Below are 22,045 nucleotides of genomic sequence, written 5' to 3' on the forward strand. Positions count from 1 at the left end.
CCCTCGTCCGTCACCGCCGCGTACCGGAAGGTGAACGGCAGCACGAGCCGCCAGGCCACCTCACCCTCGCGTACGAGCGTGCACTCGGACTCCCCTCTCCCGTCGCGGTGCGACGGATCGACGGTGAGCTCCCAGCGCCCCGACGCCGAGCGATAGGTCTCCGGATCGAGGGGCGGCATCGGCGCCATCTGCGCCGCGGCCGGGAAGGCGAGGGGGAGCGAAAGCAGGATGCGCATGGTCACTCTGGTCGTGGAACAGGTCTGATGGCGGGCTGGCAAATTGGGCAGGGCAGGAGAACCGGCCGGATGGGCCAGAAAACCGGCCGCGGCCGGCGGGTTGGCTGTGGCGGTATACGACACGCGCATCATCGGTGGCCGGATCGTTATCGACGACCGGGTGGTCTCGGTCACTCACCACATCGACGAACTGAACCTGAGCGTCTCAGATTTCTCCTCCCGCCAGGCCGATGTGGATGTCACCAGCCGGTTCAACCTATCCGCCCGGATCAACGGCGCTGCGTTCGCTCTGGATGGCAATACGCGCCCCTTCAGTCCCGAACGGGAAACCAAGGCCACAATCGATCTCAAATCGTTGCAGGTGACACACTACTTGCCCTATGTTCCGCTGCCTGAAAATCTGATGGTGCACTCTCTTCAGCTGGAAACGGAAACTGAAATCAACTTCCGCATGAAGGCGGACAACCAGCCGGAACTGGTTGTGGCCGGCCTGCTTTCTCTCCAGGATGTAGAGCTGGCCGACGGCAAGAACGACCCCTTCGTAAACCACCGGAACCTGAAAATCGATCTGCTGCCCTCAACGGTGCTCACCGGCCAGGTTCGGATCGCCCAGGTGGACCTTTCCGGCCCGGAAATATTTTTGAAACGGTTGCCGACGGGGGACCTGTACCTGCCATTTCTCGCGGTGAAGGCCTACGACCAGGGGCAGGAGGCAGCGGCTGAAGATACGACCGGCAGATTTGAGCCGATGCTCACCATCGATCGGCTGAACCTGCAAGCGGGCATCCTCCACTTTCAAGACCGTTCCAACAGCGACCCGTTTTCCACCACCATCACCGACCTCAACCTGGAGGTCGACAACTTCGGTCTCAACAGCGACCGCACCGCTGCCTACCGGCTTGCGTTGAAAACCGAAGCCGACGAGTCCGTCAGCCTGTCCGGAACCGCTTCCCTCGCACCGCTCCAGGTGTCGGGGGAAATCGATGTCACGGAGGTCCAAGCTTCCCGCTACACGCCCTACTACAAGGATCTTTTTGCGTTCAAAACCGTTGACGGCAGGATTTCGTTCGGCGGAAGCTACCAAATTGGCAAGGAAGACAATACCCCCCGGGTCTCCCTGGCCAACATCCATCTCGATGTGGATGCACTCAAGGTTGTCGACGAGGCTGACGACGCCCCCCTGATATCTCTCGACCGGCTGAGTCTGGCCGGCACCAGTGCAGAACTGGCCAGGCGTGAGGTGACCCTGGGCAGTCTTGAACTGTCCGGGGCGCATATCTCCTGCCGCCGGGAAAAGGATGGGTCGCTGAATCTGGTTAAAGCCTTTGTTCCGGCCAATAGCGCCGTAGGCCCGGTAAATCGCGGTGCGGCGGCGGATGGGACCAAGACACATCCGAACGACGCGGCAGCCGAGCCCTTCGTCGTCAATTTAAAGGCCCTCAAGATTGCTGATGGTTCCGTGGATGTGAAAGACCAGAGTCCGGAAGAACCGGTCCGGTTCAACCTGAACGGAATCAGCCTGTCCGCCTCGGGTCTCTCCACGGCGCCCGACACAACGGGCAAGGCAGACCTTACCCTGCGCTGGCAGAATGACGGCCAGGTTCAGGCCGGCGGCAGGATCACCATCGCGCCCCTTGCCCTGGATATGGCCGTCAAAGTCACAAATATGGACGTCCGCCCATTCCAGCCATACCTCTCTGAACAGGCGGGACTCATCGTCACCCAGGGGTTCTTCAATACGGAAGGCCGGATGGTCTTGAACCAGAAAACCGGAGGCGCACCGGTGGCCACCTATACGGGCAAGGCAGGGCTCAACCAGCTTGCCTCCATTGACCGTAAAAATGCCAACGATTTTCTTAAATGGGAGGCACTGCTTCTCGACAATCTCGAGTTAGCGGTGAACCCCACCCGGATGTCGATCGAGCAGGTCTCCCTCGCCGATTTTTTCGCCCGGGTGATCGTCGACCCGGACGGCAGTGTCAACCTGGTTTCCATGTTCGACCACCCGAAGCCCGAGGCGGCAGATGCCGGCCGGACCGTCGGCGGAAGGCCAATCCCGGATACATCGCCTTCCCCTGTCGAAAACCCGTCCATCCGCATCGCCCGAGTCGCCTTGAGCGGCGGGGAGGTGGATTTTTCCGACCACTTCATCAAGCCCAATTACAACGCCCGCTTTCAAGATCTTGGGGGGCAGGTTTCCGGGCTGGCATCCATTGCCGAAAAACGGGCGGACGTGCTGCTGGATGGTATGTGGGGCAGCCACGCGCCGGTTAAAATCACCGGTCAGATCAATCCGTTGACCGACAACCCCTTCGTGGACCTGAACCTCAATATCTCCGATATCGAGCTGAGCCCTTTTTCGCCCTATTCCGGCAAATACATCGGCTATATCCTGGAAAAAGGGAAGCTGACCTTCAACGTGGCCTATCGCATGGAGAACCGGATGCTGGAAGCGACCAACAGTATCTATATCAATCAACTCATGCTGGGAGACTCGGTGGAGAGCCCTGATGCCGTAAGCCTGCCGATCAAGCTGGCCATTGCCCTGTTGAAAGACCGCGAGGGAAACATCGCGCTGGACCTGCCGGTCAGCGGCAACCTGGACGACCCCCAGTTCAAGATCGGCAGAGTGGTGCTGACGGTACTTAAAAACCTCATCGTCAAGATCGTCTCCTCTCCCTTTGCCGCCCTGGGAACCCTGGCGGGCGGCGGCGAGGAATTGAGCTACCTGGACTTCGCTGCCGGTGTCAGCACCATCGGCCAGGAAAACGCTGCGAAGATGGACAAGCTGGCCAAGATCCTTTTTGAGCGGCCGGGATTGAACCTTGACATTCAAGGCTCGGCAACGATGAAAGCCGACGGCAAGGCCCTGCAAACCGTGCTGCTGGAAAACAGGCTAAAGGCCGAAAAACTCCAGGAAATGATGAAATCAGGAAAAAGCGCCGTCCCGCTGGAGGAGATCGTGCTGAGCGCCGGGGAACGTGCGGATATCCTGGCGAAGGTGTATACTGAAAACGCTTTTCCAGCCCCGCTGGACAGCAACGGCAAGCCCGTCGAACTGATCCCGGAGATCATGGAACAAATGTTGCGTGACCACACCGCTGTCGCCGAAGACGATTACCGCAGACTGGCCAATGCCCGTGCCTTCAATGCCAAAAATTACCTGCTGGAAAAAGGCCAGGTGGATCGGGAACGTATCTTTATCGTGAAACCCCGCGACGCTGCCGCGGCGCAGGAACCGCAAGGGGTCGATAAAGGGCGGGTGATCTTCAGCCTGAAATAGGCCCAGCATGATAGCAGGATGAAGCGTAATTTATGAAAACCGCAACGCCAGCGCCTCCAAATAACGGGACTTGACCTGGTCGGTGGCCATGGCCCGTGCTACCGGCGGCAGGCGCAGGATGACACCCAGCACGGCAGCCAGGGCCCGATGGTACCACAGGATGTGGTTGTCTAAAAGCAGGTTCTGCAGTTTGCCGCGCTCGACAGCCATTACCACTGCCCGGTGGACGGAATTTAGCGGGGTGAGCACCCGCTGCGTGCGGTATTCGAGATACAGGCTGCCGGTCCTGGTGCAGGCCCTGATGCACACACCGCATCCCAGGCAGCGGTTGGGGTCCACCCGGGCCACCTTCCTTTTTGGATGCCTGGGATCGTTGGCCGAATCAAGCGTCATGGCCGCCACCGGGCACAGGGTCACACACCCACCGCAGCCATTGCAGGTGGTCTGGTCCACCCGGGGCAGAAAATTGGTGGTGTGGATCGGATGCATCACGGCAAATCGGCGTGCGGCGATCATCGCTTCGCAGCAACAACCGCAGCAGTTGCAGATGAAGTTGACCCCCTGCCTTACATTTTCGCCGAATTGGACGAGGTTGTTCTCACGGGCCCTTGCCAGCAGCTCCAGGCATTCGGAAATACCCACAGCCCGTGCATGCCCGTGGCGGATCAACGATTCGGCCGAGGTGTTGAAGGTCATGCAGATGTCCATGGGCGCGGTGCAGGCCTTGTCCACATGCTTCATCTTGTGCCGGCAATAGCACATGCTGATGCCCCGGTGGGTGGCGGATTGGATCACTTCGCTGGCCCGCTCGTAGTCCAGGATATGCAGGGCGTTTTCCTCCGACAGTGCCGGTTCATGTACAAAGGCCCGCCCGAGCTGGGTCTGCCCTTCGGTGAACAACTCCCGGACGAAGTCTTCCTCGACGTTCAAGTATTGGTAAAACAGCTCTGCCAGCAGCTTCTGATCGATGTCCTTGCGTATGCGCATCATGGAGAATTCGAAAAATCCGGCCATGGGTGGCGGCAGCACGTAGTGCATGTCGCCGTCCACAAGAAAATCCACCAGCAGGGCTTTTTCGGCCAGACCGTCCAGGATCTTGTGTGCTTTACTCTCGGACATGCGCCAGACGCCGGCAGCCCGCTTCACCGTGAACGGTCGGATCGGAAGCAGTGACACCAGTTCGGCTTCCCGTTGATCGAAAAGAACCTTCAATATTTTGGAGAGCAGTTCAGTAGGCGGAGCGCCTTGGGGGAAACGGTTGAGGCGTTCGGTCAAACGTTGGTATGCAGATTGGGAGCCGATATGAGCCATGGCATGTTCCTGGCTGAGAACCGGTTTCTATCCCACCCATACCGCACGAATCGAGGACGGATGGTGTGTGACAACCCATGTTGTAACATACCAAAATACAAGGAAGGTTTCAAATTGAAGCATCCCCGCGGCCCCGGTGAGCGGAATCTCTATTTCTCTCCGACCGGCAGCGGGGGTTACCGATTCGGGGAGGTTGCCGGCGTTGACGCCTCCTGCCGGGTGCCCTGATGTAGATGGGATTGGTTCTCACCCTTCAGCGATGCATGCCTTAGCCAGTCGGCCGCTGGTTTTTGCCGCCTGGCGATAGCAGGCATGTCTTTGTTCCGGCGTGTTGGATTCCATCTCACAAGAAACAAGCTGTCGAGTCAATCCTTCATACGCTCTTGTGCAACATCGTTTGGCCTTTGATTTAAATGCGTTCATCATCGGTTTTACTCCTTATTGAGTAGGTCCAGTGTACTGCCCTGGCCGCTGCCACCCGATCAGACGACTACATCCACAACTCTCGAATTGGTAGATGTGACAGGCGATGGTGGACTGAAGCCGGTTGATTCCATTTTCCGTAATCGATAATTGAGACCGCAACCGATCCACCGTGATCAATCCGTCAGTTTCCATGGACTCGATCACCGCGGTGACGCTTCGATTGGGGAGATCTGAAAATTCTTCGTAGATACCCGCCGGGTTGATCGTCCCGTCGTGCAGATGTCCGTTGAGCGGATTGCATATGAAATAGAGGATGTTTATTTCCAGATTATTGATTTCCATAACACGCCTCTTCGCGACCGCATTTGGCTGGAGTGTGGATATTAGGGACGATGGGATGGCGGGTCGATCATTTACCCCCATGCCCAACAAGAATCAGGCCAACTATCCAAGTCGTTGATAACCGCCTGATTTTAAATTGCAAACAAAATAAGCCACGGTTTTTTATCGACTCAAAAAATTGATGCAACCAATGCATTGAGCTTTATTGTCAAAATCTTGACGAAATGCGGGATGTGCGCCATCACCGGGGAGGATGCGGTGATTGTGAACGACTACTTGATTGGCTTGCGGATATGCATTCGCTTCATTCTCTCGATCAGCGTCGTCGGTTTGATCGCCAACAAATGGGCGGCACCCGATTTTCCATATATTTTCCACTGACAGCGGATCAGCGCGTTGATCGTGTTTTGACGCTCGATTTGTTTTATTTCCACTTCAGTCATCACCCGTCCTTGCGCATCGCCATCCGGCAGACTGACCGCCGGCAGGCTTTCGCTAAATTGAAACCCCGATTTGATGAGACTGAAATTCAGCTCCTTGGACCGGGCAAGGATGATCGCCCGCTCAATTGCATTTTCAAGCTCCCTGACATTGCCCGGCCAGTCGTAGGATCGCAGGTCGATCAGATTGGCTTTGGTTAATCGGGGGCATGGAACATTCAGCTCACTTGAAAGCTTCCGGGTAAAATGGGTGGCCAGCGGCTGGATGTCCGTTTTGCGGACCCTCAAGGGGGCGATCTGGATCGGAAACACATTCAGCCGATAGAACAAATCGTCACGAAATCGTTTGTCAGCGACTTCCCTTTGAAGATCTTTATTGGTTGCGGCAATAATCCGAACATCCACTTTCCTGGTGTTGTCTTCTCCGAGGCGCTCGTATTCGCCTTCCTGGAGAATGCGCAGCAGCTTACTTTGCAAATCGAAAGGGATTTCGCCCACCTCGTCCAAGAATATGGTCCCGCCGTCGGCAGCCTCGAACCTGCCGATTCGATCTTTTACCGCACCGGTAAAGGACCCTTTGACGTGGCCGAAAAATTCGCTTTCATAGAGTTCTTTGGGAATCGTCGCGCAATTCACCTTGATCAACGGTTTTTCTTTTCGGTTGCTGTGCTTGTGAATTTCACGGGCGACCAATTCCTTTCCGGTACCGGACTCACCGTGTATCAGTACATTGGCATCGGTAGGTGCCACCAGTTCGATCTGCGAAATGACTGTTTTTATCGGGTGGCTGTCGCCGATAATCGTGCCATAAGCGTGGGACGCGGCGAGTTCCTGTTTGAGAAATACATTCTCAGCATGCAGCCGATCTTTCAGCAGCCGAATCTCTTTGGTTCTCTCGGCCACGGTTTTTTCCAGCTCATCGTAAGCCTTCTGGATCGCTTCTTCAGCTTTTTTGCGTTTGGTGATTTCAGCTGCCAACTTGTCGTTGGCCACTTCCAACGATTGGACATACGCGGCGCACCGGCTTTCCAGATTCCTGCACTTCTCCTTTAAAGAGTGAAAATCCTCCGGCAGATGGATGGACGATGCAACCATGCGGTGCTCCACGATGTTTTGAATTGGTTCAGGTCGTTTGTAAGTATTGGTTGTTGAACGCACCGTTCGGGTCGGGCAAATCAGCACCCAAGGCTAAATTACGACAGGATTAAAAAATTACAATGCGCGGGGTCTTCCTTGACATTGTAGGGGAAGCCGACTTATTATCCGACTCAATAGCCGCCACACAGAGTGAATAGTTGATAGCTTGCCACATTTCCCTGTACCTCGTCAGCCCAACCCTCGAAGAACGAAGGTGAAACGTGCAGCCGATTGAAGCCCACGCCCTTTTGTCCCCATGGCAGCCCGGTATGTTCAGCCTGTCCCTTTATGCTGTCGTCGTCATCGCACTTACCATTGCCCTTCTCTTTTTGTCCCGCTGGCTGGGCCAGCAACAACCTAACGATGAAAAATTGCGCGTTTACGAAAGCGGTATCATCCCCACCGGTCTGGCAAGACTGCGCTACCCGGTGCCTTTTTTCATGGTAGCCATCTTCTTTCTGATTTTCGACGTGGAGGGAGCCTACATCTTCTCCTGGGCGGTGGCCAGCCGTCCGCTGGGCTGGGCTGGCTGGTTCCAGATCGAATTTTTTATCGCCGTTCTGATTGCCGGTCTGGTCTACATCTGGGTGAAAGGAGGCCTCGAGTGGGGTCCGCATCGCGATTAAATTCCGACATCGCCCTGGCCGGTGCGGACGTGGTGGTCAACTGGGCCCGCAAGTACAGCCTGTGGCCCATGTTTTTCGGCCTCTCCTGCTGCTTCGTGGAAGAGGCCACTGTCTTCACCGCCCGCTATGATATGGCCCGTTTCGGCGCCGAGGTGCTGCGGCCCTCGCCACGACAGGCGGACCTGCTGATCATTTCCGGAACGGTTTTCAAAAAGATCGCACCGGTGGTCCTGCGGCTTTACGAACAGATGGCCGAACCCAAGTGGGTCGTCTCCATGGGTTCGTGTTCCAACACCGGCGGAATGTACGATGCCTACAGCGTGGTCCAGGGCGTCAACCAGATCCTGCCGGTGGATCTTTACATTCCCGGTTGCCCGCCGCGGCCCGAGGCGGTCCTGGCCGGTCTGGTCAAGCTGCAGGAGAAGATCGTCCAGGAAAAACCGGCCCGACCTATTTTTCACCTGGCCGGTGGCACACAGGGAACGCAGCAGCCGGTGCTGGTGGACGGTGTTTCCAAAAGTCGCGATCCGCGCGGCCCGGGCATGGCCGGCACCGCCATTCGGGGCACGTCGGTAACCCCGCCCAACTTTGCCCAAAGCCGCAGCGACGGAATGTGGTCCCCACCGCCGGCCGAGCGCGCATGGACAGAGACGGACCGACAGCTGGCCGAAGCAATGCGGCAGCGCTTTGGCGATGCGATCCGCGTGATAACGCCCACCAGCGATATGACCGCATTTGCCGTCAACCCACAGGCCATCCGGAAGGTGCTGGCCTATTTGAAAAATGATGCGTCGCCTCGATTCCGCAGGCTGGACGACCTGACCGCCATCGACGAATCGGCCCGTCGCAACCGCGAACCGGATCACGATTTTACCTTGGTTTACCATCTGCTGGCTTTCGATCCACCCACCCGGCTTCGCTTGACCGTGAACCTGGCCGGTGAATCCCCAACCGTCCCCAGCATCACCGGCATCTGGCCGTCCGCCGCCTGGTACGAGCGCGAAGTCTACGACATGTTCGGCATCGGTTTTGACGGGCATCCGGACCTGAGGCGGATCCTGATGCCGGATCACTGGCTGGGTCACCCGCTGCGCAAGTCCCACCCCGGGCGGGCCACGGAAATGGATCCTTACACCCAAAGCGACGCCCGTCGGCTGCAACCGCGCGACGGCGGCTTCTTTGTCAAAGACCGCGGCGGCCGGCAGGACCTGATCATCAATGTGGGCCCCCACCATGTGAGCACCCACGGCCTGATCCGCTACATACTGGGCCTGGACGGGGAAACCATCACCGACATGGATATCGAGATCGGCTACCACCATCGGGCAGCGGAAAAGATCGGGGAACGGCAGACCTGGCACCAGTTCATCCCCTACACTGACCGGGTGGACTATCTGGCCGGGGCGGCCAACAACCTGCCCTATGTGATGGCCGTGGAGAAGCTGACCGGCATCGACGTGCCCACCCGCGCCCAGTGCATCCGGGTGCTGCTCAGCGAGCTGTTTCGCCTGAGCAACCATCTGGTCTGGCTGGGCACCTACGCCCATGACGTGGGCGCCATGACCCCAACTTTTTATACCTTCCGGGAACGCGAAAAGATCATGGACATCGTCGAGCTGATCACCGGCGGGCGGCTGCACGCCTCATGGTTCCGCATCGGCGGTGTAGCCGCCGACCTACCCGAGGGCTGGAAAGACGCCGTAGACGCTTTTACCGGTACATTTTCCAGGCGCATGGATGAATACGAAGCCCTGATCACACATAATCCCATTTTTCGTGCACGGACCCTGGGCGTAGGCGCCATCAGCCTGGACGAGGCCGTGACCTGGGGGGTCAGCGGCCCCAACCTGCGCGCCTGCGGCTTGGCCTGGGATCTGCGCAAAGCCTTTCCCTACAGCGGCTACGACCAGTTCGATTTCGACATCCCCACGGCCGAGGGCGGCGACTGCTACGCTCGCTACATCGTACGTATCGAGGAGATGCGCCAGAGCCTGCGCATCATCCGCCAGGCAGCCGAACAAATGCCCCCGGGACGCACCGTCACCGACGACTACCGCTACGTGATCCCGGCACGCAAGGATATGCTCACGGATATCGAAAGCCTGATCCACCATTTTATCAATGTGACCCGGGGGCCGAAAATTCCCAGAGGCCAGGCCTATGTCTCTTGCGAGATCCCCCGTGGTGAGCAGGGCTATTTTGTGGTCAGCGACGGGATCGGCTATGCCTATCGCATGCGCATCCGGGCACCGGGATTCGCCAATGTGCAAGCCCTGCCGCTGATGGCCAAGGGATGGTCGCTCTCCGATCTGATCACCATCATCGGGTCGGTGGACTACATACTGCCGGATATCGACCGCTAAATATGGCGGCTCCGTAAGAGATCCGATATCTGCGTTATGCTTCATCCCTCATCGCTGCGGCGTACTTTGTGTACGCCTCGCTCTTCGGGATTTGCAGGCCTTGATCTCGGATCTCTTACGAAACCGCCCGACAACCATTGGCTATCGATTTATTGAGTATATGCTGCCAGAAACACTAAAAACTGAGCTGCAAGAGAAAATCGCCCGGGTGGCCCATCCGCGTGAGATGGCCATCGACGTGATCAATGCCCTGCAGGACCATTTCGGCTACTTTTCCGACGAGGCGATGGCCCAGGCAGGCGACCTGCTGGGCATGACACCGCTGGAATTGGACGAGTTAGCCACCTTCTACACCTTCATCTACCGAGAGCCGGTGGGCCGGCACGTCATTCACGTGTGCGACAGCCTGATCTGCTGGATGGAAAACGGTGAAAACCTGGTGGCGCATCTGTGCGAGCGGCTGGGCATCCGCATGGGCGAGACCACGGCCGACGGGCTGTTCACCCTGCTGCCGGTGTGCTGCATCGGCTACTGCGACCGGGCCCCGGCCATTCTGGTCGACCGCAAGGTACATGGCCCGCTGACCCTCGCAACCCTCGATCAGCTGATCGACACCCTCAAGGAGAAGCATTCTTGACCGCAACTTATCCACAGGTGCTGCTCGAACACCGCAAACCGGACCGCATCACCACGCTGGCGGAGTACCGGGAGGCGGGTGGATATGAGGCCCTGCGCCAGGTCCTGACGGAAATGGACCGTCAGGAAGTCAAAAAGCGCCTGGCCGATGCCCTCCTGCTGGGACGCGGCGGCGCCGGATTTCCGGCCGGTATCAAAGTACAGACCGTAGCCGAAGATGCACCCTTTCCGCGCTATATGGTCTGCAACGCCGATGAGATGGAGCCGGGCACCTTCAAGGATCGGGTGTTTCTGCATGCCGAGCCGCACATGCTCATCGAGGGCATGACCCTGGCGGCCTATTCGATCAAGGCATCCCACGGCATTATCTTTATTCGGCCCGAATATGAGAGCGCCGCGAGAATCCTGGAGCGGGAAGTCGGCATCGCCCGTCAGGAAGGATTGTTGGGGGAACGTATCCTCGACAGCGATTACGACTTCGAGATCGTCGTCCACCGCAGCGGCGGCCGCTACATCTGCGGTGAGGTGACTGCCCAGATCAACGCCCTACAGGGCATCCGGCCCAACCCCAAACAGCCGCCGCCCTATGCCACCGACAAAGGGTTGTGGGGAAAGCCCACATTGATCAATAACGTGGAGACCCTGGCCTGTATCCCCCATATCGTTAGAAACGGGGCGCAGTGGTTCAAGGATCTGGCCTTGTCACCGGAGGCCGCCGGCACCAAACTCTTCTGCGTCTCGGGCAAGGTCAACCAGCCGGGCTGCTATGAGCTGCCTCTGGGCGTCAAACTCTCGGAGATCATCGAAACCTGCTGCGGCGGCATGAAGGACGGGGCGGCGTTCAAGGCCTGCCTGCCGGGAGGCGCTTCAACTGGATTCCTGACCGCGGACCATTACCATATCGCGATGGATTTCGATTCCCTGAAAAAAGCGGGCAACCGCCTGGGGACCGGGGCCGTCATGGTGTTCGACCACCACACCTGCATGGTGGCGGCAACCTTAAACCTGACCGAGTTTTTCGCCCGGGAGTCCTGCGGCTGGTGCACGCCCTGTCGGGAGGGATTTCCCTACCTGCAGGACCTGTTGCGGCGCATCGAAAACGGACAGGGAGAGGCGGATTTCATTCCCATGATCAAGACCATGTGCCGTCACCTGTGGAAGTCATACTGCGCCTTTGCACCGGGTGGGGTGGCCCCCATCGAAAGCCTGCTGAAGCACTTTGAGGATGAAGTGATGGCGCATATAGAGGGCAAGGGATGCCCGTTCAAGAAATGAAGGAAAGGGCATCTTGCGGCCCAGGGCGAAAATATAAGGGTCCAAGGGGTCGAGGGGTCAAGGATTCAAGGGAAAATCACAGCTCTCCAATTTGGTAAGATAAAAACGCGCATAGAGATGAACGAACCAGCAAATTTTTCTAAGATATTTGAATACAATCACTTGACCCCTTGGATCCTCGAATCCTTGAACCCTTTTTTCAACTGATCTGAAGCAACAACAAAGGCCACACGAAGGCAGCCAGCTAAATAACTATCATGCCAACCCTCAAGATCGACAATCGAGAAACCAATGTCCCCTCCGGCACCAAGGTGATCGAAGCGGCCGAACGGCTGGGCATCATGATCCCGCGTTTTTGCTATCACCCGGCGCTAGGATCGGTGGGGGCGTGCCGGGTCTGCGCCGTGGCCTTTACGGAAGGGCCGGTCAAGGGCATCCAGATGAGCTGCATGATCGACGCCCAGGACGGCATGGTGGTTTCGACCACCGATGGCGAAGCCGTGGATTTCAGGCGGCACGTCATCGAATGGCTCATGCTTCACCATCCCCACGACTGTCCGGTGTGCGACGAAGGCGGCCACTGCCTGCTGCAGGACATGACCATTGCCGGCGGCCATGGCCTGCGCCGCTACCGGGGCCTCAAACGCACCCACAACAACCAAGACCTGGGACCGCTGGTCCAGCACGAAATGAACCGCTGCATCCAGTGCTATCGCTGCTCGCGATACTACCAGGAATTCACCGGATACCGGGATCTAGGCGTGATGGGAATCGGCAGCCGGGTCTATTTCGGCCGCAGCGCATCCGGTGTCCTGGAAAGTCCCTTTGCAGGGAACCTGACCGACCTCTGCCCCACAGGGGTGTACACGGATAAACCATCGCGATATTTCGGGCGGCGCTGGGATTATGAGAGACATCCATCTTTGTGCCTGCATTGTTCCCTTGGCTGCAACCTGACGGCATCGGCCCGTTACCGTCGAGTCGTGCGCCAAGAGGCCCGGCCCAACCTGGATGTCAACGGTCATTTCCTCTGCGATCGGGGACGCTATGGATACGCTTATGCCAGCGCCGCCGACCGGCCACGGCAAGCCATGGCCGCCGGATACCCGGGACCCATCGTCGATATCCTTGCCGGGGCAAGAGAGGCCATCCAGCAGACGGTCGCGCAACATGGCCCCGAAAGTGTGGCTGTCGTGACCTCGTCACGCAGCAACCTGGAAACCTTGGCCGTACTCAAACAGGCTTGTGAGCGGCGCGTGTGGACCGGTCCAGCTGCAACCCCAACTGTCCGGCAGGCCTTGAACCAAAAAACCGCCGTTGGTTGTCTCAGACCGGAACTGGCCGTCTCCCTGGCCGCCGATACCAAGGTCCATGATGTGCTGGTCATCGGTGCGGATCCGCTCAACGAAGCCCCCATGCTGGCCGTTTCGCTGCGCCAGGTGCAGCGGCAGGGGGGCCATGTGACCGTGATCGATCCACGGGGTGTCAAGCTTCCTTTCGATTTCGATCACTGGGCCGCTCATCCGTCGGCCATGGGCGCCATCGTGCAGGCCCTGATTCAGGAGATTGGCGGCGGCGAGGCGACGGGGGTCTCGACGGAATTCAATGTAAGGAGGTTGGCCCGACGGTTGAACGCCAGTCCACGGCCGGTTGTCATTTGCGGCACCGACATCCTGACGTCATGGGAAATTGCACTGGCGGGTGATCTTGCCCAGACACTGTGCCGGACCCATAAGGTGGCCGGGCTGTTTTATACCCTGACCGGTGCGAATGCGTTTGCCGCGGCCCTGGCCCAAGATGGACGGCTCTCCACGGAAGCGGTTCTCGATCGTATCGAGAATGGCAGCGTTCGCCTGTTGGTGGCAGTTGAACAGGATCTCTGGCACGAGTTCCCGGACCGCGAACGCCTGCAGGCAGCCCTGAAAAGGCTGGATCACCTGGTATTGCTCGATTATGTAAACTCCCCGTTGAACCATGAGGCAAGCTATTTCATACCGACACAGCCGATCTACGAATCCGGCGGCCACTGGATCAATCAGGAGGGCAGATTACAGGGGGCATCGGCTGTGATGGCCGGCGCTGAGGCCATCGAGGTCACCGGCGCGTTGGATCATCCGCCGCGCGTGTTCGAATCACACATTCCCGGCAGTGAACAGCTGGCTGCTTGGCGCGCGATGGCAGCGCTGGCTGAGGAATATGGCAAAGCGGTCAACACGACCCAAGAAGAAACCTTGAAATCTGCCCTGGCCGATTTTCATCCGGCAGTCGATACGACAAGCGCCGCAGCAGCGGGACAGCGCATTGACCTGAATGCGGTTTCCCACGCTGGCTTCGAATCCGCGGAGAGACCCGTGCCGACAGCCAACGGTTCCGGTTCCGATAGCGTTGTCCTGCTGCTGGTGGACTGGACCTTCGGCACCGAAACACTGTCGGCCCTGTCTCCGACGTTGGCAAAGGTGGAAGCCCCGCCCTTGGCGCGCCTGCATCCGGACACCATGGCAAGCCTTGGTTTGACGGAAGGCAAGCCCGTCACGATAACCATGAACGCAGGCCGGCTGACGGTGCCCGTGCAGGCCGATCCGCGCATGGCGCCTGGGGTGATGGTGGTCCCCAGGCACCATCTTCTGGAATGGCAGGTGTTTGGAGAGACACGGGTGATATTGGCTCGCTCACAGCTGAAAGCTGATAGCGCAGAGTAAAGGCAATCGAACCATAATGGGATGACGGATATCGTATGGACACCCTGCTCGGCCTTATCGTACTGCTGATCAAGATCGCCGTCATGTTGGGCGGGTTGCTGCTGGCGGCAAGCTACCTGGTGTGGCTGGAGCGCAAACTGCTGGCCCGGCTGCAGATCCGCCTCGGGCCCAACCGGGCCGGCATTTTCGGTCTGCTCCAGCCCATCGCCGATGCCATCAAGCTGCTCACCAAGGAAGACATCGTACCCTCGGCGGCAGACGGGTTCATCTTCCGCCTGGCGCCGGCCGTGGTCGCCGTTACGGCGTTGCTGATGTTCGCCGTGGTGCCCCTGGGGCCGGACGTGCAGGTGTTTGGCCGTCCCGTTCCCATGGTGATCACCGACTTGAATGTCGGGCTGCTTTTCGTATTCGCCCTGTCGTCGCTGGGGGTCTACGGCGTGGCATTGGGCGGCTGGGCCTCAAACTCCAAGTTCGCCCTGCTGGGGGGCATCCGCGGAGCAGCCCAGATGATCAGCTATGAGCTGGCCCTGGGGCTTTCACTGGTACCGGTAGTGATGCTGGCCGGGTCGTTCAGCCTCACGGCCATCGTGGATGCCCAGGCCGGTCTTCCGTTCATCCTACTCCAACCAGTCTCGTTCGCCATCTTCGTGATCAGCGCCATGGCCGAGAGCAAGCGTATTCCCTTCGACCTGCCTGAAGCGGAAAACGAATTGGGGGCCGGGTTTCACACCGAGTACAGCGGCATGCGCTTCGGCCTGTTTTTTCTGGGAGAATATGTCCACATCCAGGTGCTGGGGGCGCTGACGGCGGTCTTTTTCCTGGGCGGCTGGCACGGGCCGCTGCTGCCGCCGGTGGTCTGGCTGATGTTGAAGATTTTGATCGTGGCCGTGATCATGATCTGGATCCGCGGCACGCTGCCGCGGCTGCGCTACGATCAGCTCATGGCGTTAGGCTGGAAAGTGCTGATTCCGGCGTCGCTGATCAATATAGTGGTGACGGGGGCGTTTATTCAATTTGGGACGATATGAGCGAAGATAAAATAAAAACTGATGAAAAACCGTTGAAACCCGCTGAAAGTTCAGGGTTGTCGGCCCTCAAAGCCCTGGTGGAGGGGTTCGCCACCACGGCCAAACACCTGGCGCGCAAACCGATCACCGAGTCCTACCTGGAATTCAAGCGTCAGCTGCCCGAACGCTCGCGGGCGCGCATCGTGCTGACCCGTGACCCCGACGGTCGCGAGCGCTGTGTGGCCTGCTACCTCTGCTCGGCGGTCTGCCCGGTGAGCTGCATCAGCATGCAGAGTGCCGAACAGCCCGACGGGCGGCGCTACGCCCGCTGGTTCCGCATCAATTTCGGCCGCTGCATCTACTGCGGCCTGTGCGAAGAGGCCTGCCCAACCTCGGCCATCCAACTCACGCCGGATTTCGAGAACGTCCAGCGGGACATCCTAACAATGGTGTTTGAAAAAAAGGATCTGCTGGTGGACGGCTGCGGTAAGGATCCGTCCTACAATTTTTACGAGCACGCCGGCGTGACCACCGACGAACGCGGCAAAGGCGAGCATGCCAGTGAGGCGCCGCCGGTCAATGTCAAGAGCAACTTGCCCTGACAACATAATTGACGACGTCGAAACCGAAAAGTTAAATCTTCTTCCAGGGAGATTGGCCGATGACAATCAATCCGGATTTTCTTTCACCTTGTGGGCTTTACTGCGGTGTATGTGCCATTCATATCGCCCATCGTGATAAGAATCAAAAATTTCAGGAGCGATTGGCGGGGCTTTACCGGGGAGGCGTTGATGGCAAGGGCAGGCTTCCGAACGGCGACAACCTTTCAGCCGAAGATATTCGATGCCGGGGGTGCCTGTCCGACGACCGGTTCATGCATTGCAGGCAGTGTGAAATCAGGGACTGCACCCAAAAAAAAGGATATGCCGGGTGTCATCAGTGCGACGCGTTCCCCTGTCGGCACATTGACAATTTTCCGATGACAGTTGGAAAGAAGGTCATTTTACGGGCGGTTCCCTACAGGCGAAAAGTCGGTACTGAAAAGTGGGTTCAAGATGAGGAGGCCCGCTATGTCTGCCCTGAATGCGGCAACACCGTTTTCCGGGGCGTGGTAACATGCAATCGGTGCAAAGTGAAGCTTGATCTGGACTAGTGTCTGGTCGATATGCTAACCAGTCGAATGTAACCCAACTTGTCAAACAGGGCATTCAACCATGTCCATCCTGACCCTTTTATTTTACGCCATCGCCTTGCTGATCATCGTCGCCACGGCCATGGCCGTCACCCGGCGCAACATGGTGCATGCCGTGCTGTATCTGGTGCTGTCGTTTTTCGGCACGGCCATGCTCTTTTACCTGCTGGGCGCGCCCTTTCTGGCGGCGCTGGAGATCATCATCTACGCCGGCGCGATCATGGTGCTGTTTCTGTTTTTGATCATGATGATCCGGCTGAAAAAGCTGCCAGGCATGTTCTTTCCGGTCGGACAGCTGCTGCCGGCCATCTTGATCAGCGCGGGCTTTCTGACCGTCAGTTCGGCAATGGTCGGCCGGAACGCGTCGGGATGGGCCCCCATGCCGGCGGCCCAGGCATCGCCGATGGCCTTTGGTGTTTACCTGTTTCAAACCCACTGGCTGGCCGTGGAAATCGCCTCCATGCTGCTGCTGGTGGCCCTGGTCGGTGCCTATATCTTGGGCCGCCGGGTTCGCGGACCGTCGGCAGACACCCGAAAGGAGGCGCCGTGATCGTTCCGCTGAACCACATTCTGCTGCTCTCGGGGCTACTGTTCAGCCTGGGGATGTTCTGCACCCTGGCCCGACGAAACCTGATCATGATGCTGTTGGGAATCGAAATCATGCTCAATGCCGCCGCGGTGGGCTTTGTGGGCGCATCCCTGCACTGGCAGCAGATGGAAGGTCAGGCCATCGTCATTTTTATCCTGGCGGTTGCCGCCACCGAGGTGTCCATCGGTCTGGCCGCCATCCTCGTGGTTTACCGGCGTACGGATTCGGTCGATCCGGACATGAATGCAGCGTTGTGGGAAAAAGGAGGGCCGCGATAGCCATGCAACCGGCAACCCCGCTTCCCAACAGCCTGATCGTCACCGCCGCAGCTCTGCTGCTGCCCCTATTGGCCTTCGCTGTGATCATGCTGGCCACCCGGTCCCGGCACCGCCTCTCGGCGGCTATCTCCATTGGGGCCGCCAGCCTGTCGCTGCTGGCGGCCGTCTACCTGCTGGTGCAGCATTGGCAGATGCAAGCACCGCTGATTTTCCAGGCGGTCTGGATGGTTTCCGGGCAGATGACGATTCCCATCGGCATCCTGCTGGACCCGACCAGCCTGTCGATGTTCGCCGTGGTGGCTGCGATCAGCTTTCTGGTTCAGGTCTACTCGCTGGGCTACATGGCCGGGGATCCGGGCTTTGGGCGCTATTACGGCTGCATGTCCCTCTTCGCCTGGGCCATGCTGACCCTGACCGTCTCCAGCTCACTGCTGCAAATTTACATCTTCTGGGAACTGGTGGGGCTGGCTTCCTACTTGCTCATCGGGTTTTGGTTCGACAAATTCAGCGCCAGCGAAGCCGGCAAAAAGGCCTTTGTGATGACGCGCACAGGCGATGTGGCCTTTCTGCTGGGGCTGGTGCTGCTCTGGCTGCAGCTGGGAACCCTGGACATCCCGGTGCTGACCGACCCTGCAACGGTGGGGGCGCAGCTGTCGCCCGGCATGATCACGCTGACCGCCCTGCTGATCTTCGGTGGCATCGTCGGCAAGAGCGCCCAGTTTCCGCTGCTCACCTGGCTGCCCGACGCCATGGAGGGCCCCACACCGGTGAGCGCCCTGCTGCATTCGGCAACCATGGTGGCCGCCGGCGTCTATCTGTTTTCCAGGCTGTTCGGCTTTTTCTCGCTCTCGCCGACAGCCATGGCGGTGTGCCTGGCCATCGGCACGATCAGCATGCTGCTGGCGTCCACCATGGCCATGGTGGCACGGGACATCAAACAGGTCTGGGCCTATTCCACCATCAGCCAATTGGGTTTCATGCTCATGGGGCTGGGCGCCGGCAGCCTTTTTGCCGGCGCGTTTCACCTGATCACCCATGCCGGATTCAAGGCGCTGTTGTTCCTGTGCGCCGGTGTGTTCATTCATCACTGCGGCACCAACGATATGTTCGAAATCGGCCGGCAGGGTGGGCGCCGGCTCAAGTCGGCGGTGGTCTGCACGATCGTGGGGGCGGGGGCGCTTTCCGGCCTGCCGCCGCTTTCCGGATTTTTCAGCAAGGATATCATTCTGGGCCACTTGCTGGACAGCGGGCACCCCGTCGCCTTTCTGGCCGCGGCAGTGGGCGCGTTTTTGACCACCTACTACTCGTTTCGCCTGATTTTCATCATTTTGTTCCCCCGTGATGCGGCCGACACCCCGCCAACGGACACCCACGGCGGCCACCACAGCGCCGGGGGCGAACGATCCATGGCCGTGGTACTATGGTGCCTGGCGGGTGTCACCGTCATCCTGGGATTTTTCCAGACGCCGCTGCAGGATTTCCTTGCGCGCGCCGGCACAGGGGTTGAAACGGCAATGCCGGCCCACCATAGCTGGCTGCCGGTGGCTGCGTGCCTGCTGGCCGCGGTGGCTATATTTCAGGCCTGGTTCGAATACGGCCGCAAAAAAGCCCGGCAGATCGGCTGGGTGGAACGCATCCCGTTGCTGGCCGACCTGTTCGGCCAACGCTGGTATTTGGACCGACTCTACCGCTTTTTTCTGGATACACTGGTTTACCGGGGCGTGTCGCGGCTGTTTACCGCCAACGACCGGCGTGTGATTGACGGCGCACTGGACGGGCTGGGCCGATCGACCATCGGGCTGGGGCGGGTGATCGACTGGGTGCACGGCGGCATGATCCAGTACCGGCTCATGATCATGGTCGCGGCGGTAATCGGTTTGATTCTTTTCATTGGATGGGGCGCGTGATCATGGCATACCAGCTGGCGGACTTTCCCTTTTTAACCACGCTGCTGCTCTGCTGTGTCGCAGGTCTGCTGTCGATTTTAGCCATTCCCGCAAGGCATACGCGGGCCATTAAAATCGTCAGCGCCGTGTTCAGCGGCCTCACCTTGGCCATCTCGATCTATCTGTTCATCGCCTATGACCAGCAGGCCGGCGGCTACCAGTTCATCGAGCGGGTGGCCTGGATTCCCGCACTGGGCATTGCCTATTTCAACGGGGTAGACGGCTTCGCCCTGCCCATGCTGCTGTTGACCGGCATCGTTTTTTTTACCGCCGTGCTGACCTGTTGGGAGATGGAACTGCGGGTCAAGGAGTTCTTCGCCCTGGTTTTCCTGCTCGTGACCGGTGTCTTCGGCCTGTTCATGAGCCTGGACCTGTTTTTCATTTTCGTCTGGTTCGATGTCTCCCTGTTTCCCATGTACCTGCTCATCGCCATCTGGGGAAGCACCCGCAAGGAATACGGGGCCATGAAACTGACTCTCTACCTGCTGGCCGGCAGCGCGCTGATTCTGCCGGCCATCGTCTACCTGGTGGTTCACTCAGGCGCCATGACCTTTGATCTGCTGGCCCTGATGGAGGGCGACCGGTTTACCCCGGCGCAGCAGCGCATCGCATTTTTCCTGCTTTACATCGGCTTCGGCATCCTGGCCGGGGTCTTTCCTTTCCACACCTGGTCGCCGGTGGGGCATGTGGCGGCACCCACGGCGGTATCCATGATTCACGCCGGCGTGTTGATGAAAATCGGCGCATTCGACATCCTGCGGGTGGGCATGTTCCTGTGCCCGGAAGGATGGCAGTACTGGGCGCCGCTCATGGCTGCGCTGGCAGTCTGCGGCATTGTCTACGGCACCTTCGTCGGGTTGAATCAGACCGATCTAAAATACGTGATCGGCTACTCCAGCGTGGCGCACATGGGCATTGTCGGTCTGGGGCTGTCCACCATGACGGTCGACGGCATCAACGGGGCGGTGTTCCAGATGTTCGCCCATGGCATCATGACAGCGCTCTTCTTTTCGTCGGTCGGCTATATCTACGACCGGACCCACACCAAGGCCATCGCCGAACTGGGAGGGCTGAGCCGGATCATGCCACGGGCGACCAGCTTTTTCATCATTGCCGCGCTGACCGGAATCGGCGTTCCCTGCCTGGCAAGCTTCTGGGGTGAACTGGTGGTGTTCATGTCCTGCGTGCGGGTCTACCCGGTAGCCGGCGCGTTGGCCATCGGGGCGCTGGCGGTAAGCGCCCTCTTCATGCTGCGGGTGGTTCAAAAAACCTGCTATGGACCGCCGCTGGAGAAATTTGCCGACCTGAAGGACATCACGGCCGTGCTGGCCGTGCCCCGCGTCATTTTGGTGTCGGTGATCGTGCTGTTCGGTCTCTTTCCGGGCCTGCTGTTTGATATGATCCATACGGCCACGATGCAATTGATTGGATTGCGATGAACTGGATACTGCTCACTCCCGAATTGACCCTGCTGGCGGCGGCAGCGCTGTTTCTGGTCATGGCCTGCCTGAAACCGGATCCGCGAAGGGACTACCAGTTGGCCGTGACCATGGCCGCTTTCACCGTGGCGGCCGCCATTGCCTGTGCGACGATGAGCGGCGACCTGTTCAACCACGTCTACCGGGTGGATCTTTTCTCCCAGGTTTTCAAGGCCCTGCTCGCCATCGGTTTTTTCCTGGTAATTTTTCTTTGCGACGACTTTCAAGGAGTGGCCCCCTCGCACCATGGGGAGGGGTATTTTCTGCTGGCCGTCTGCACGCTGTCCATGATGATGCTGGCCTCTGCGGTCCACCTGCTGGCGATCGTTCTGGCCCTGGAACTGTCCAGCTATTCACTCTACATCCTGGTTTTCCTGCGTCGGGAGCATCGCTGGGGGATGATTACGGGACTGCGCTATTTTCTGGTGGGGGCCAGCGCATCGGCCATCATGCTCTTCGGCCTGGCACTGATCTACGGGGTTACCGGTGCGGTGCACATCGATATGCTGGTCCAGCGGCTGCCCGCCATGATGGGCCATCCCGTGGTCGTAACCGGGCTGCTTTTGACCCTGGCCGGGTTCTTCTTCAAGCTGGCCGTCTTTCCCTTCCATTTCTGGGCACCGGAAGCCTACCAGGGCGCACCCAACCAGGTGGCGGCCTTTATTGCCGCGGTCTCCAAGGTCGCCGCCGTGGCTATTTTGCTGCGCATGATCGCAATGGCCCCGGGCAACAGCGACCTGCTGGCCAGAGGGCTGATCGCCATGGCCGTGATCTCCATGAC

The 22,045-nt window shown here is 59.0% G+C and carries 18 protein-coding genes; 14 read left to right on the forward strand and 4 right to left on the reverse strand.

Annotated features, from left to right (window positions below):
* The coding region (locus ABYV26_RS04915) for a hypothetical protein (protein WP_372678725.1) at window positions 1-236 on the reverse strand (236 nt) is incomplete at its 3' end.
* 43 nt (window positions 237-279) lie between these two features.
* Between ABYV26_RS04915 and ABYV26_RS04920 the strand changes: the two genes are divergently transcribed.
* Window positions 280-3,519 carry a DUF748 domain-containing protein gene (locus tag ABYV26_RS04920; RefSeq protein ID WP_372678727.1) on the forward strand — a complete coding sequence of 1,080 codons (3,240 nt, stop codon included), beginning with the start codon at window positions 280-282 and terminating at the stop codon, window positions 3,517-3,519.
* A gap of 30 nt (window positions 3,520-3,549) precedes the next feature.
* Here ABYV26_RS04920 and ABYV26_RS04925 read toward each other — a convergent pair whose 3' ends face one another.
* The 3 genes from ABYV26_RS04925 to ABYV26_RS04935 form a co-directional block, all read right to left on the reverse strand.
* On the reverse strand, window positions 3,550-4,830 hold the full coding sequence (locus ABYV26_RS04925) for a 4Fe-4S dicluster domain-containing protein (RefSeq protein ID WP_372678729.1): 1,281 nt from the start codon (window positions 4,828-4,830) through the stop codon (window positions 3,550-3,552).
* Window positions 4,831-5,268: 438 nt separating this feature from the next.
* Window positions 5,269-5,598: a hypothetical protein gene (locus ABYV26_RS04930; protein WP_372678731.1), complete on the reverse strand. Its 330-nt coding sequence runs from the start codon at window positions 5,596-5,598 to the stop codon at window positions 5,269-5,271.
* 272 nt (window positions 5,599-5,870) lie between these two features.
* Window positions 5,871-7,133, reverse strand: coding sequence for a sigma-54 interaction domain-containing protein (locus ABYV26_RS04935; protein ID WP_372678733.1), 1,263 nt, complete (start codon window positions 7,131-7,133; stop codon window positions 5,871-5,873).
* Window positions 7,134-7,396: 263 nt separating this feature from the next.
* Here ABYV26_RS04935 and ABYV26_RS04940 point away from each other — a divergent pair, with 263 nt between their 5' ends.
* From ABYV26_RS04940 to ABYV26_RS05000, 13 genes are all read left to right on the forward strand, one after another.
* Window positions 7,397-7,801 (forward strand): NADH-quinone oxidoreductase subunit A, encoded by a 405-nt coding sequence (locus ABYV26_RS04940; RefSeq protein ID WP_372678734.1) that lies wholly within the window; start codon window positions 7,397-7,399, stop codon window positions 7,799-7,801.
* Entirely contained in the window at window positions 7,759-10,164 is a 2,406-nt protein-coding gene (locus ABYV26_RS04945; protein ID WP_372678755.1) for an NADH-quinone oxidoreductase subunit B/C/D, read from the forward strand. The genes ABYV26_RS04940 and ABYV26_RS04945 overlap by 43 nt, the downstream gene beginning before the upstream one ends.
* A gap of 160 nt (window positions 10,165-10,324) precedes the next feature.
* Window positions 10,325-10,801 (forward strand): NADH-quinone oxidoreductase subunit NuoE, encoded by a 477-nt coding sequence (gene nuoE / locus ABYV26_RS04950; RefSeq protein WP_372678736.1) that lies wholly within the window; start codon window positions 10,325-10,327, stop codon window positions 10,799-10,801.
* Complete coding sequence (locus tag ABYV26_RS04955) at window positions 10,798-12,075, forward strand: NADH-quinone oxidoreductase subunit F (protein WP_372678738.1); 1,278 nt, start codon at window positions 10,798-10,800, stop codon at window positions 12,073-12,075. The genes nuoE and ABYV26_RS04955 overlap by 4 nt, the downstream gene beginning before the upstream one ends.
* Before the next feature lie 257 nt (window positions 12,076-12,332).
* Window positions 12,333-14,774: a molybdopterin-dependent oxidoreductase gene (locus ABYV26_RS04960; RefSeq protein ID WP_372678740.1), complete on the forward strand. Its 2,442-nt coding sequence runs from the start codon at window positions 12,333-12,335 to the stop codon at window positions 14,772-14,774.
* A 35-nt stretch (window positions 14,775-14,809) separates the two neighbouring features.
* A complete protein-coding gene (gene nuoH, locus ABYV26_RS04965) occupies window positions 14,810-15,802 on the forward strand; it encodes an NADH-quinone oxidoreductase subunit NuoH (protein ID WP_372678742.1) in 993 nt (330 codons plus the stop codon).
* The gene (gene nuoI, locus ABYV26_RS04970) at window positions 15,799-16,383 is read left to right on the forward strand and encodes an NADH-quinone oxidoreductase subunit NuoI (RefSeq protein ID WP_372678744.1); all 585 of its coding nucleotides are present in this window, start codon (window positions 15,799-15,801) and stop codon (window positions 16,381-16,383) included. The genes nuoH and nuoI overlap by 4 nt, the downstream gene beginning before the upstream one ends.
* 59 nt (window positions 16,384-16,442) lie before the next feature.
* The gene (locus ABYV26_RS04975) at window positions 16,443-16,934 is read left to right on the forward strand and encodes a DUF3795 domain-containing protein (RefSeq protein ID WP_372678746.1); all 492 of its coding nucleotides are present in this window, start codon (window positions 16,443-16,445) and stop codon (window positions 16,932-16,934) included.
* A 61-nt stretch (window positions 16,935-16,995) separates the two neighbouring features.
* Window positions 16,996-17,523: an NADH-quinone oxidoreductase subunit J gene (locus tag ABYV26_RS04980; protein ID WP_372678748.1), complete on the forward strand. Its 528-nt coding sequence runs from the start codon at window positions 16,996-16,998 to the stop codon at window positions 17,521-17,523.
* Window positions 17,520-17,840, forward strand: coding sequence for an NADH-quinone oxidoreductase subunit NuoK (gene nuoK / locus ABYV26_RS04985; RefSeq protein WP_372678750.1), 321 nt, complete (start codon window positions 17,520-17,522; stop codon window positions 17,838-17,840). The genes ABYV26_RS04980 and nuoK overlap by 4 nt, the downstream gene beginning before the upstream one ends.
* A gap of 2 nt (window positions 17,841-17,842) precedes the next feature.
* On the forward strand, window positions 17,843-19,747 hold the full coding sequence (locus tag ABYV26_RS04990; protein ID WP_372678751.1) for an NADH-quinone oxidoreductase subunit L: 1,905 nt from the start codon (window positions 17,843-17,845) through the stop codon (window positions 19,745-19,747).
* Window positions 19,748-19,749: 2 nt separating this feature from the next.
* Window positions 19,750-21,225, forward strand: a complete 1,476-nt coding sequence (locus ABYV26_RS04995) for a NuoM family protein (RefSeq protein WP_372678756.1) — start codon at window positions 19,750-19,752, stop codon at window positions 21,223-21,225.
* On the forward strand, window positions 21,222-22,045 hold an 824-nt coding region (locus ABYV26_RS05000; protein WP_372678753.1), incomplete at its 3' end, for an NADH-quinone oxidoreductase subunit N. The genes ABYV26_RS04995 and ABYV26_RS05000, both read left to right, overlap by 4 nt.

It is taken from the genome of Desulfosarcina sp. (genome assembly GCF_041551955.1).
Classification (GTDB): Bacteria; Desulfobacterota; Desulfobacteria; order Desulfobacterales; family Desulfosarcinaceae; genus Desulfosarcina.